This window comes from Colwellia sp. 20A7 (assembly GCF_009832865.1).
In the GTDB taxonomy this organism is placed as follows: Bacteria; Pseudomonadota; Gammaproteobacteria; order Enterobacterales; family Alteromonadaceae; genus Colwellia.
The window spans coordinates 2,415,600-2,428,527 of record NZ_CP047130.1 but is presented as its reverse complement, the minus strand read 5'-3'; the positions used below and the strand labels follow the sequence as shown (position 1 = coordinate 2,428,527).

The following is a 12,928-nucleotide window of genomic DNA, read 5'->3' as shown; positions in this document are numbered from 1 at the left end:
TTTTAATGTACCATCTCGCCACTAAATCTATCACGGCCTTTCCAATAGTTGCATTCAGGACAATAGTTACCTTCTGGATAATCGATCCCTTCTTCGTGAGGGCAACCTATTACTTCTTGGATCATACTCACGGATTTTGCTCCGTTTTCATGAATAAAGTTCAAAATTTCACTCATAACCAGTTCTGACTTTCTCAAGTCTGATGAAGAAAACCATTTTTTCATCAGATCTGTTTCCGCACCTTCTTGTATTATGATTGCGCATACTGCTTTTGTTGCAAGATCATTGTTTGGTCCATAAAAAGCTATCGTTGCTATGGGATAGCCCTTATCTCCTTTACGAACTCTTTTGGTTAGTAATTTCTTATTGTTGCCTTGGGCCATTTGGATACTCCAACCTGAAAAAATATTGTTAAGTGCCATTGCTACTTGTTTAATATTATCATTTCTTTTGCAACAATAGCTGCCGAAGGTAAAAACATTGTTGAAACAATTCGCTGATCGATAACAACTTCGTGTTTGTCTTTTAAAGTATGTTTGTTTTGTGCAATTGCACCATTTTTATTTAACTGACTTTCAACAAGAAATGGTAATAGAGATCCTTGTTTTGCCCATGATTTAGATTTTTCTGTTGAGTTTGGAAAACCAGCAATTTTCTTACCCTTGACAAGAAACTCCCCCGTAGATAAAACAACATTAGCAAAAGCACCAGCGCCATGTCCGCCGCCACCAAGAATACCACCTGATTCATATATTTTTGCAATAATTGACTGTAATTCTTTATTATTAGCAACATCAAATAAAGGGCCGTAATCACCACCAATATAAACTCCCCAATAATTACTCGGTTCAATTGTCCTTGGGGTAAAAGTGTTGTTTGCTTTGTCCATGAAACCTTCATATTTAATGGTGTAACTACTGATACCTAGAGGATCCATCATGAATTCAACTTTTCCTCCATTAGGTGAAACAAAGTCAACCTCGAAACCATGACTCACAAAAATATGGTAAGGCGGCGCTACTTCCCATAAGTTATTTCGCGCATCATGCTTTTCAGCATCACCCATATCAATCATGTTTGATGCAATAATCAGTACTTTTTTTCGCAGGAACTGCATTTACACTAACCGAAATGAATAATATTGTAGTGAAAAGAAAAATTATCAAAAAATTATCGGACACCCAAGCTTTGATTACTAATAAGTCAGATATCACAAACGTTAACCCTAATAACCTAACGATAAAATAATTGAAAAAACATCTCAGCTTACTAAGTTCATTGCTCACAACTTTGTACTTAAAACACCTTGAATTATCTACTAAGCAGAGCCATATATAAGCATATCTAGTTATGCATATGCATAAATGTATTTATACTCATTTGTATTAGTTAAGAGGTGCTATTTTGTTATCAAACATTCCTTTTTCATTATTAGAACTTGCCCCCATGCAAAAAGGGTCGACCGTATCTGAAACCATAAACAAAAGTACCCAATATGCACAAAAGGCGGATGAACTTGGCTTCAATCGTTTTTGGTTAGCTGAGCACCATAATATGCCCGGTATAATCTGCGCGGCCACATCTATATTAGTTGGCCATATTGCAGGAAAAACCAAACGTATACGTGTAGGTTCAGGTGGGATTATGCTACCAAATCACTCCACCTTAGTCGTCGCTGAACAGTTTGGCACACTGGAAAGCTTATACCCAAACCGAATAGATTTAGGCCTTGGCCGAGCGCCCGGTAGCGACCAGGTTACTAGCCATGCATTAAACAGTGATATGCGCCGTGCTGAAAGATTTCCAGAAGAAGTACAAGAGCTACAAAAGCTATTAGGTCCTTACGATGGTACGCATCCGGTACGCGCAATTCCCGGTGAAAATACCAATGTACCTATTTGGTTATTAGGATCTAGTTTATTTAGTGCGCAACTGGCGGCTAAAAAAGGCTTACCTTATGTATTTGCAGGACACTTTGCGCCACACTTCTTACAAGAAGCGGTTGCATTATATAGAAGAGAATTTACACCGTCAGCCACACTAAAAAAACCATACTTTATGTTGGCATTACCGGTGGTTGCAGCCGATACAGATGAAGAGGCTCAATACCTGTCAAGCACATCAAAGCAACGTGTACTTGCCCTTATGCGAGGTCAAGAGTTGTGGCTACAAGCACCCGTTGAAAATATGGATGGGAAATGGAGCCTACAAGAAAAAGCGCAAGTTGATAACTTTTTAGCATTAAGTGTTATTGGCAGCCCTGAGACGATAAAAAGTAAATTAGAAGCTATTGTTGAAGAGCTTAAAGTGGATGAATTTATATTCACCAATGACTTATACGACAGTGATAAACGCCACCACGCACTTGAAATATTAATGGCAATAAAAAAATAAAACATGGTTAATTTAACGCGGTTTAATAAACCGCGTTAAATTGCAAAGGTAAACTGGCTTATAAATGATTAGCGCGAAATTTAATCCACTACCTTTGAGAATATTTTAATTTATCTTTTGGTTTATTATTCACATTTTTTATTAAAATATATTCGGACACCCATTCTTATTTAAGATTGAAAAATCAAATACACTATTTTAAAATTTAATTGAGGATGGATGATGAGATGGACGCTCCCAATTACGGCGTCAATGCGCCAAACTGGTTTTGAGAACTCAGTTAATTTAAGGAACGTCCATCATGAAAGTTACCACAATATCAATCGATTTAGCAAAAAACGTTTTTCAGGTCATGGGCTTTACGTCCACAGGTAAAGTTGTATTTAATAAGCGCTTAAATCGAGCTCAACTTAGTCACTTTATGCAAATGCAACTTTCATGTCGTGTCGTTATGGAGGCCTGTTACTCTTCTCATTATTGGGGAAGAACGTTTGAATCAATGGGGCATACTGTTGATTTAATTCCTGCTCAGCATGTTACCCCTTTTGTTCGTGGTAACAAAAACGACAGTAATGATACCCTCGCCATTTTTGAAGCAAGCTCTCGCGCTTTTATTCGCTTTGTTCCGATAAAAACTCAGGCACAACAAGAAATCTTAATCTTACACCGCTTGCGCGAAAGATTACTCAGTGCACGTACCGCAGCAAGTAACCAACTACGAGGCTTATTAGCTGATTTTGGTATTATTTTTCCACTTGGGAAGGTCGCCTTTAATGAAAAAATTCAAACCTTGTCTGTAGATGAATCACTCTCTGTAACGTTAAACTGGCTCGTTAAAGATGTTTACACAGAATACAAAACATTATCAGTACGTATCAAAGCCATTGAAAAGCAATTAAAAACTGATATTGAAGCAAATCCATTAGGGCAAATATTATTAAGTATACCTGGAATTGGATACCTCAATGCTTCAGCCTTTGTCGCTTCTATAGGCAGTGGCCAAGCTTTCGCCAGCGCTAAAGATTTTGCAGTGTGGCTTGGCATAACACCAAAACAATTTGCCTCAGGTAACAAAAGCGTGATGGGAGGGATAAGTAAACGAGGCGATCAATACCTACGTAAACAATTAATACATGGGGCTCGCGCTATCATTAGTCATGCAGGGAAAAAGCAAGATGCATTAAGCTTATGGATCACCCAATTAAGAGCAATAAAAACGTTCAATTGCACCGCTGTAGCAACAGCTCACAAATTAGCACGTATCATGTGGACATTATTACAAAAGCAATGCCATTACACACCTCAAGTGGTTAGGGGTGTTGCATGAATTATTACCAGTTTTACTATCTAGCTAGCCTGTCTAGGACAAAGGCTTTGAGCCTGTGTGGGTGCTTAGGCAGCTAGATAGTACCTAATTTTTAAGGTTTAACTTTTCAATACTGTTGTTTACAAGATGAAATTAAAAGGCACTAGCCAACTAGAACAAAGCCTGCGATAGGACAAGTGCATAAAGCGCGTTTGAGTGATCAATGTTTAAAGGTATTTCTAGTTCGCAACTCATCTGGAGCATGGAGAACAAACCATAGCTCGAATATATGTCAGTACAGTTTGCTTTAAGCAAGCACAGAGCCTGTCATCATAAACAGTAGATTGAAAATAGCTCTGATCAGCCATGTAAAACATAAGAGATTTTCTTCTGTTTCACTTAAGCTCGGCTTGACATCAAGGAAGCGTCCATATATGTCCTAGTTAATTTAATAGCCAACTGTCACTTGTCCTGCTTGAATTGCTTGTATGCTTACAACCACCGCCTAACTTTTCGACTATATGATATATACGAGCTCCCAAATAACTTTGAAAGAAACTCTTCTTCAGGAGATATTTGATATTTATTCATGTACAAAATAAATAAAGCGATAAAATTAACGTTTAAAGGGTTGTGAGCTTACGGCAGCGTAGCGTGACATCACGATTTTTTCAGGTACAGCTTGACCTAGGCGGTAAAGCCTAAATCATCGTGTTTGGTTTTTTTAGGTGATTGAATTTTTAGCGAGATAATTCCAGGGTAAATAATCTTCAGGGGTCTTTTTTACCTGCTCTTTTTCTCGTTGTAAGGTGGTGAAGTAGTCAAAGACATTAATACCCGCCTCACTTGCCGTCGCGATGACCGAGGTAATGACATCCCCAATCGTTGCCCCCAGTAAGGTTTTGTGGAACATCGCGTTTTTTCTGTCTCTCACCACAATTTTGAGCATCGCTTCAATACGATTATTGTCGATTTTTACTCCTTCAGTGCTGCAAAAGTAACTCAGTCCGACATAATGTTTGATAAAGTAGCGAATAGCTTTGCCTAGGCCACTGTTTTCTTCAACGGTTTCATTGGCTAAATGCGTTTCTCCCCACAATTTTATGGCTTCCATAATGGGCAGCGAATGTTGCTGATGGTAAGCAAGCCTTGCAGTCGGGGTTAACTTTTCTTCTTTCGTATGGTCATCATTGACCCATATTTCGCCATAACGTTTGAGGACATGCTCGACCTCAATTGGAAAGTGATTGATAACATCTACAAATTGTCGTCTTGCGTGGCTATTACACAGTGACGTTATCGCCTCACGTACCGTCGGCCGATTGCTCGCTAGCGCATCACTCATGATGAGTGGTTTGGTGCATGATTGACTGCGCTTGTGCAAAATACTGTCAATGAATTCTCCCGCGTGCCCGATGTTAGTCTCAAATAAAACAATATGACGGTTATCAGCCAGCGTTGCGATAACACCTGAGGTATAAACGCCCGTACGTGTGATGACTTTCTCACTGTTGCGTGCTTTCTTTATCACCGATTTCGCATCAAGAATACGGTTAGTTGTGTCATCTAAATAGTAGTGTTTACCATCAGCCGCTAAATTGAAGAGCAATTGGTACACGGGATAAATAGCATTACAAACAAGCTCTACTTGGTCAAAAACCGTTGACGCGGTGATTTTTACCCCAGTAATTTTTGAATACTGCTTTGACGATAAAAAGGCAGTCCAGCAAAGTATTTATAAATCGCCATTAAAGAACGTGCTGAATAACCATATTTTTGAGTACTTAAGCCATCGGTTAAGACATCGTCCGGCAGTGGTGCGGTAAAATAAGCACCGCAGGTATTACAACGAAGACGCTCCATGACATGCTGCTCAGGTTTGAAAGGACTTTGTCCGGTGATACGTAGCAAGCTACCTGGCTCGGTTTTATAAACCTTACCGGTTAAGCACTCAACACAGGTATCGCCTTTATTTACGTCAACTAGTCCATGAACGATAATCGTGGGTTTAACCGGGGTGAAACCTTCACCATTATCGTTGCTACGCTTTTTATTTTTCTTGCCCGATGACGCTTTAGTTTGCTTAAGCACCGAGCCTAGTTTTTCAGATGATTTTTCAATACCTAACAATTTTCGCAGTTTATGCACGGTAACATCATGATTCGCTAAGCGGGTTTGCGTGGTGGCTAAGGTCAATAACGCATCAAGTAATAACTGATAATCCTCTGGGCTTAAGGCCAGATTGTTTTCTTTGGCCTCGTTCACGCGCTCTATCAGCGCTTCAAGGGCTTTGCCATCAATGTCGGTAAAAGGTTTGCTCACGGTACGTCCAGAGTTTTAGTGTTTGGTACAGGTTTATTTTGCAGGCATTATGATCCGATAAAAGTAAAAATCAAGTGTTTATCTCAATGATTTTACTCAGTAAAGAGGATCCGTTTTTTCCCATAATGGATCGTTGTCACACAATAGTTTTCGCAGTTTTTTCGCGATGATCTGTTCAATACTTTTGTTTGATGACGGCCAATTTTGAAACTTTCCTTTAGATAAACGCTTGGTCATGAGCCAAAAGCCAGTACCATCATACGATAATGCGCGCACCATGGTTTTATTGCGATTAATAAAGACAAACACAGTACCCGAACGTGGGTTGACCGATAATTTATAACGGCATGTTGCGGCTAAACCATCAATGCCCTGGCGAAAATCAGCGGGTTCAATCGCGATTAATATGTGGGTGTCAGCGGTTAAATGGATCATGATTTCATTGCCCCAATGAGCGAAATGATGATGTTAGTATCAATAACACCAGATAAAGACATTTCATTACCTTGGGCAAAGCGTAGTTCAACAGTAAAGGGCGGTTGTGTGAGTAATGGCGGTGGTGAAATAGGAAGGTGCACAAATAGCGGTGCTTTTTCAGCAGGTTCAAGCGTATTTCGCCATTGCTTGAGCTGGCCGCCACTGATCCTTAATGCTGATGTTATTTTGCTAGAAGAATAGTGATTGAGTAATGCTACGGCTTGCTCACGCAATGCGATGGGCGTTGTGACTTGACGACCACTTCTGTTGCTACGCCAGTGCTCAAAAGCAGTAACGACCGTTGTTAATTGATCTTGGTTTGGCATGATTGCATCCTAGTAATTTGGTTGCGATCATTAAAACAGATCAAAAAGGGGAAGTTGAGCTAGGCTGCCGTAAGCTCACAAAGGGTTAGCTAAATAAATAACGTAACCGATTAAGACTGATAACATGCCAACATACATAGGGTTTCTTGTATATTTATATATTCCAGAGTTAACAAGAGTTGATACATTATCAGTATTAACAGGGTTCACCGTTGTTTTATTTTTTTTAAATGCTATCACTCCGGATAAAATAAACAGCAACCCTATGAATAAAAAGATTAATAATGCAACCAAGTTAAATGAATACAATAAGGTGAAATCAATACAAGCCTTAGCAGTAAAAAACATGCATGTAGCAAAGATAACAACAAGGATTAATGGTGGTATTTTTTGTTCGAGCTTCACGAGACTATCCTTGTAAGCATAACGCCCTCGTTAATGGGCAAAATATTGTTGGCTAAAATGTTGAGGGACGAAACACAGCCAACTGTATTTTGTGATCTTCCCCCGATTTAACAGCTTGTTATATGAAAACTTACCTTAACAGCCCTAAAACTTCTTCGTTGTTAAAGCTAACACTTAATTGATTACAGTTTTTTGATGTTATTTTAACATCAACAAACGAATCCTCAGCTGCACTGTACATCTTTGCATTCCAAGAGGTCAAGATTGAATCTAAAACAAGACTTTTTAAAACAACTAATCCAATTGCTTTAGCATTGTTGTCATGAGAATGAACAGAAATCTCGCCTTTACTTAAGTTGATAAAAAGTTTTGCAGGTTTGGCAGAGTGATTCCACAAACCCGAAATATCACATTCACTTTTAGCCTCAAAGGAAAAAATTGAGATTACTATAAGAGAACTTAAAACTAGCAGCTTGAGCATGAGTATCCTTTGCAACTAGACACAATGACTCCCCACGAGGTGCTAGCCTCTGAACGTGGGCTAGTTTTACAAACCAGAGCCATACTAACTGTGTCAACAATATAAAACAGAGGCTAGCATGTCAAAACATAACATACTTTTCATTGGCTTAGATACACATAAAACATTTACCGAAGTGGCTTATATAGAAGACCAACGTGGGGCGAAACCAGCCCACCTAGGCAGAATTCTCAGTAATAAAGCAGCGTTTAAGAAACTCGCTAGACAACTTCAGTCTAAATATCCTGATGCAACACTGCATTTTGTATATGAAGCAGGACCTTGTGGGTATTGGATTTATCGTTTACTGACCAGTCTTCATCACTGCTGTTATGTTATTGCCCCTTCGCTTATCCCCAAAAAACCTGGTGAGCGCATTAAGACTGATAAACGTGATGCATTGAAATTAGCAAAACTACTCAAAACAGAAGAATTAACACCTATTTATGTACCTGAGCCAGAAGATGAAGCAGTAAGAGACCTATCTCGCTCACGAGAAACCGCGATGAAAGATTTAAAAGATGCTAAATATCAACTAAAAGCACTCCTACTGCGTAATAATATCACCAGCAAAGTGAATGATAACTGGTCTTTACAACACCTACGTTGGCTCGCTGAATTAGTTTTACCTCATCCATGCCAGCAAATTGTTTTACAAGAAGCTGTATCGACTATTACCGAGCGACTTAAACGCTTAAAACGGTTGGATAATGAGCTAACACATCAAGTAAAAAACTGGCGCTATTATCCCGTAGTAAAAGCGGTACAAGCGATGCGAGGAGTGAGATTGTTAGTGGCTACAGGTGTTATTGCCGAGCTAGGCGATTTAACACGTTTCGACCACCCTAGAAAATTAATGAGTTACCTTGGCCTTGTGCCGAGTGAACATTCAAGTGGCGGTAAACGTCACTTAGGTGCTATTACCAAATGTGGTAACAGCCGTGCAAGACGACTACTGGTCGAAGGTGCACATTCGTATAAACACAACGCCAATATTTCTAAAGAAATGCAATTAAGACAAGAAGGATTAAGTAAAGAGGTCATAGATATGGCATGGCAAGCGCTATTAAGGCTATGTCGCAGGTATAACCGGTTAATGCACAAAGGTAAGCATCGTAATGTGGTTGTTACGGCTATCGCCAGAGAAATGATAGCCTATATTTGGGCAATATCACGAAAAGTTGTCTTGCCTGTCATTGATGTGAAGTTACGTTTAGCAAGGATGCCTGCATGAATATTTTAATAGAGAAGAGTTTTGAGTTAGCGCATGGGATCAAGCATCGGGTGTGGCACAACCACCGACGGCGTTAGGATGGCAATAGCCTAACGGCTATTGAACCACGAACATAGACTGAAGACAGGTGTCACGACGAAATGAGTAAGGTAGGCGCTGTTAACCAATAGGTTAATAATCCACGAATATCAGCATGATAACCGACGAAATTACTTGCTTCATTCTATGCGTTAACTCACTTAATCATAGAAGTGAATATAAAGGATTCTTAAATTAGTGAATAAGGAACAGTGTATTTAACTTGACGTGGGGAGTCATACCAACGCCCAAATAATGGGATTTTCTAGCTGGATAAAAATGTTGAGGAACGAAACAGCCAGCTGTAAAATTCCTATTGATTTGCTTGTTAGTTGCCTTTTGATTATTTTAGATACCTTGCGTGTCTTTATTTAAGCAGACTAATTGCACTACCAGCAACTTGAGCAACTTTATCAAGAGTGACTGATAAAACCCAACGAATGAATTTATATGACAAATCTGTGATAACAACCCCTGGCTTACCTGCAAACACTAACATATGCCCTAACATCCCTTTTTGTTGCTCCGCAAAGTTACCTGGCATGTGAGCTATCTTAGTTAACAACAAAGCCACTTTATCGTAAAAGGTTAAACTACCCGTTATCATGTGTTGGACTTCATACAATAAACCCGTATCTTTTAATAAAGTAATTAATGCTGCGCCTAATCGATGTGCCCATTTTGAGGTAAAACTCGCTTGGTGGCGTTTTTCATAATCTAAGCGTACTTGCTCTTTATGCCAATGTTCGCTTCGTTTATTTACAGCTGCAAAGCTTTTAAAACTACTGGCGGTGTTGATATATCCGGGACTATTACCTGCCATTCTATGCGCTTGTGCATTGATGTTAGGTGCTGCATTTAATGTATATTCTCCTTCGGTATGAACAAAAGGCCAAAAAGGAACTAAAGGAATAGGGTCTGCTGAATGTGTACAGCGAAAAACGCGATGTAAGCTATTACTCGTTTTGTCGGCAAAGCCGGCATAACCAACACGAGGTGCGCCAAAAGTATACAAACTAATTGGTCGACCATTTTGTTTGCTGTGCAACCAATTAGCGGTTAAGTGGGCTAATGCACCTCCTAAGCTATGTCCAACACAATGCACGGGACCTGAACTGTTTTTTGTAAAGTACCCTTCAAGTGCTGGCTTAATAGAATTAAAGGTTTTGTTAAAGCCTGCATGGGCAGGTAAGTTGTTTGCACTGGTACTTAAACCACAATGCATGTCGGTCACGACATCGCGTTTATTCGCGGTACCACGTAAAGCGATAACAGTATGACCATTATAATTACCACTTTTTTTACCTGTGCCTATGACAGCAAAACCCGTTTTGTGCTTAAAAATATGTTCCATGAATGAGCCACTTGTGCCTTGCACTACATTATTGGAAAGATTAAAGTCGAAATCTTTCGATAACAAATCTAATGCAGGGGTATCGTAACTTCCATTAGGAGCTTTATCTTTTATTTGATAAGCAGCATTAGCAAGTATTAGCAAGTATTACTGCAATTTGAGGGGTTAAATCACGCATATTATAAATTCCTTTTATTTTTAAATTAATCTTCAATGATATGTAATATTTCAAAATCAGTGTCCCAACGACAAATACTACGGGCACAATGAGGGACATGAGGAGAGTCTTTATTTGTAAAAGTAAATGCTACTTGTTCGCTTGATAAGTCGGCATTTAATTGAGATAGCTTTCTATCGTAAGCTGAAATAGGTTCTACACTGGATAAAGAGGCATTCCATAAAACATGATATTTACTTTTCAAATTAATCCAAATAAACTGCTTAGTAAATTGCTCACAGAACGCCCATCCGGGTGCTTTAGATCGAACATTAACAACAGGTAAAGTAAAACAGCCATTCTTATCGGTTAAGGTACTATCGATTCTTTTCTTTTCATCTATGTACATCAGTTCGCGCTCAACCTTAACGCCCACCAGTGGCTCGCCATTATCTAATATTCTCCCTGACACCACAGAGCATAAATGAGCATCATATTTCTTGAAAAAACCAAACACATAAACCTCCTTACAGTTAAAAAATATAACTTCCATTACAATTTGATTAGATAGTAATTAATTTAATGAATATGATCTACTTTTATTTATTAACTGTATCAGATATAAGAAATTCAACAAGCCAATTTATGGGCACAGGTTAAAGTATGCGTAGGCAACTAACGCCTACTTAAGCGGAAAAATATAGTTGGCTAAAATGTTGAACGAAGTGAAAACAGCCAACTGTATTTTTTCCGTTTGAAGTTCTTGTATGGATAATACACCCATCTAAATTACTATTTTAAACCCTTTTCGGGTAATGTGAGACCCAGGCTTAAGCAGCAACTTAAGCTTTCCTTGTCGTAGTTCGATTGAATGAAGGCTCCTCTGTTGAGAGACCGATAACAAGAACGAACGCGACAAAGGACTCCAAGCACCACACTCGAATAGTCTACTGGGTCTCGAACCCGCATTTTGCAAGTAAGAGTTAGCTTATTATGAATATGAAAACAAATCAAAACATTAACGTTGGCGTTGATACAGGTAAATACCAACTCGACATTTATATCCGCCCTTTAGATATCTACTTCACCGTAGAAAACAATGATAAAGGTATTAAAGAAGCGGTAAAAAAAATCAAAAAATATAACCCCAATCGTATTGTCATCGAAGCAACAGGACGGCTAGAAATGCCCTTTATCCTTGCTTGTGCAAAAGCCAACTTACCGTTTACGATTGCTAACCCTGTCCATATTAAAAGGTTTGCAGGAGCGCTTGGCCAACGTGCAAAAACAGATAAGTTAGATGCACAGTTGATTGCACATTATAGCGAAGCCATACAACCAAAATTATCGCGTCTAAAGCCAGAGAAAATGCAAGCCATGAGTGATTTAGTCTCACGTAGAAATCAATTACTCACTCTGCAAACGATGGAAAAAATCGATTACAAATCATGCCTAAAGAACTCGTTATGACGATTAAACCCGTGTTAACACTCTTTAAAAACCTCATCACCAAGGTTGAAGATAAAATCGCAAAACTCATCGAAAGTTGCCCTGAATATCAAGCCAAAGATATGATATTACAAAGTATGAAAGGCATTGGCAAAATAGCCGCGGCCTCAATCATCAGCAACCTGCCAGAGTTAGGTTATATTAACAGCAAACAGGCCAGTGCTTTAATTGGAGTAGCGCCAATGAATCGAGATAGTGGGCGATATAAAGGCCAGCGAAAAATACAAGGCGGCAGGCCTCAGGTGAGGACAGTATTATACATGGCAATGATGTCAGCGATGCAATCTAACCCTGTTTTCAAGGCAACATATCAGCGATTATTAGCTGCAGGTAAACCTAAGAAAGTAGCCATTATAGCCTGTATTAGAAAGATGATTGTGATCTTAAATTCTATGTTAAGAGATGGGGTAATGTGGGAAGCGCCAAAAGTGCAAAATTAACTATTGACGCCATAGTCTCTTGTTAGGTTTTACTTGCTAAAACGCTTTGAGTGCATTGTATTTTCATACTCAGGAGCTAAGTCATTAACAGAAATTTTATGACAAATTTTAATAACCTCTATGCAATCGGGACAAGTAATTTGACCAATACCTTCTTCAATATTATCAGCGTCAAGATTTATAACGTGAGAACATAAAGCAGAACCTTCTGAATCAACTCCGTGAGTGCGTAGCCAAGCTACATCGTTCCTATTCCTAACTTGTTCTTTTAATATTTCAGCCATACTCGAAACCTTTCTGTAAAACATAGACATAATGACTCCCCACAAAGTGCTAGCCTCTAAATTCGTGGGTTAGTTTTACAAACCAGAGCCATAATATATTTATCAACAATATAAAATAGAGG

The 12,928-nt window shown here is 39.0% G+C and carries 14 protein-coding genes and 1 pseudogene; 4 read left to right on the top strand and 11 right to left on the bottom strand.

Annotated features, from left to right (window positions below):
* Positions 1 to 2: 2 nt before the first annotated feature.
* Complete coding sequence (locus tag GQS55_RS10550) at positions 3 to 422, bottom strand: hypothetical protein (protein WP_201294502.1); 420 nt, start codon at positions 420 to 422, stop codon at positions 3 to 5.
* 2 nt (positions 423 to 424) lie between these two features.
* Positions 425 to 1,117: a type 1 glutamine amidotransferase domain-containing protein gene (locus tag GQS55_RS10545; protein ID WP_236559612.1), complete on the bottom strand. Its 693-nt coding sequence runs from the start codon at positions 1,115 to 1,117 to the stop codon at positions 425 to 427.
* A 287-nt stretch (positions 1,118 to 1,404) separates the two neighbouring features.
* Here GQS55_RS10545 and GQS55_RS10540 point away from each other — a divergent pair, with 287 nt between their 5' ends.
* Entirely contained in the window at positions 1,405 to 2,394 is a 990-nt protein-coding gene (locus GQS55_RS10540; RefSeq protein WP_159820418.1) for an LLM class flavin-dependent oxidoreductase, read from the top strand.
* 301 nt (positions 2,395 to 2,695) lie between these two features.
* Positions 2,696 to 3,721, top strand: a complete 1,026-nt coding sequence (locus GQS55_RS10535; RefSeq protein WP_159820416.1) for an IS110 family transposase — start codon at positions 2,696 to 2,698, stop codon at positions 3,719 to 3,721.
* Positions 3,722 to 4,424: 703 nt separating this feature from the next.
* On the opposite strand, the gene GQS55_RS19870 is transcribed toward GQS55_RS10535, so the two are convergent.
* The 6 genes from GQS55_RS19870 to GQS55_RS10510 form a co-directional block, all read right to left on the bottom strand.
* Positions 4,425 to 5,375, bottom strand: coding sequence for an IS66 family transposase (locus tag GQS55_RS19870; RefSeq protein WP_236559830.1), 951 nt, complete (start codon positions 5,373 to 5,375; stop codon positions 4,425 to 4,427).
* A gap of 2 nt (positions 5,376 to 5,377) precedes the next feature.
* Positions 5,378 to 6,022, bottom strand: a complete 645-nt coding sequence (locus GQS55_RS19865; RefSeq protein WP_201294501.1) for a hypothetical protein — start codon at positions 6,020 to 6,022, stop codon at positions 5,378 to 5,380.
* A 96-nt stretch (positions 6,023 to 6,118) separates the two neighbouring features.
* On the bottom strand, positions 6,119 to 6,457 hold the full coding sequence (gene tnpB / locus GQS55_RS10525) for an IS66 family insertion sequence element accessory protein TnpB (RefSeq protein WP_159817815.1): 339 nt from the start codon (positions 6,455 to 6,457) through the stop codon (positions 6,119 to 6,121).
* Positions 6,454 to 6,825: a hypothetical protein gene (locus GQS55_RS10520; RefSeq protein ID WP_159818046.1), complete on the bottom strand. Its 372-nt coding sequence runs from the start codon at positions 6,823 to 6,825 to the stop codon at positions 6,454 to 6,456. The genes tnpB and GQS55_RS10520 overlap by 4 nt, the downstream gene beginning before the upstream one ends.
* Positions 6,826 to 6,900: 75 nt before the next feature.
* Positions 6,901 to 7,173, bottom strand: a complete 273-nt coding sequence (locus tag GQS55_RS20310; protein WP_442872194.1) for a methyltransferase family protein — start codon at positions 7,171 to 7,173, stop codon at positions 6,901 to 6,903.
* 187 nt (positions 7,174 to 7,360) lie between these two features.
* Positions 7,361 to 7,711: a hypothetical protein gene (locus GQS55_RS10510; protein WP_159820412.1), complete on the bottom strand. Its 351-nt coding sequence runs from the start codon at positions 7,709 to 7,711 to the stop codon at positions 7,361 to 7,363.
* Between the two features lie 118 nt (positions 7,712 to 7,829).
* Here GQS55_RS10510 and GQS55_RS10505 point away from each other — a divergent pair, with 118 nt between their 5' ends.
* Positions 7,830 to 8,984, top strand: a complete 1,155-nt coding sequence (locus GQS55_RS10505) for an IS110 family transposase (RefSeq protein WP_159820410.1) — start codon at positions 7,830 to 7,832, stop codon at positions 8,982 to 8,984.
* A 445-nt stretch (positions 8,985 to 9,429) separates the two neighbouring features.
* Here the strand turns inward: GQS55_RS10505 and GQS55_RS10500 are convergent, their stop codons facing one another.
* On the bottom strand, positions 9,430 to 10,560 hold the full coding sequence (locus tag GQS55_RS10500) for a lipase family protein (protein ID WP_442872145.1): 1,131 nt from the start codon (positions 10,558 to 10,560) through the stop codon (positions 9,430 to 9,432).
* Between the two features lie 59 nt (positions 10,561 to 10,619).
* Positions 10,620 to 11,090 carry a DUF6795 domain-containing protein gene (locus GQS55_RS10495; protein WP_159820408.1) on the bottom strand — a complete coding sequence of 157 codons (471 nt, stop codon included), beginning with the start codon at positions 11,088 to 11,090 and terminating at the stop codon, positions 10,620 to 10,622.
* 476 nt (positions 11,091 to 11,566) lie between these two features.
* On the opposite strand from GQS55_RS10495, the pseudogene GQS55_RS10490 reads away from it, so the two are divergent.
* Positions 11,567 to 12,522 (top strand): annotated as a pseudogene (locus GQS55_RS10490) (IS110 family transposase).
* Positions 12,523 to 12,551: 29 nt separating this feature from the next.
* Here GQS55_RS10490 and GQS55_RS10485 read toward each other — a convergent pair.
* Entirely contained in the window at positions 12,552 to 12,806 is a 255-nt protein-coding gene (locus tag GQS55_RS10485) for a hypothetical protein (protein ID WP_159820406.1), read from the bottom strand.
* Positions 12,807 to 12,928 lie beyond the last annotated feature (122 nt).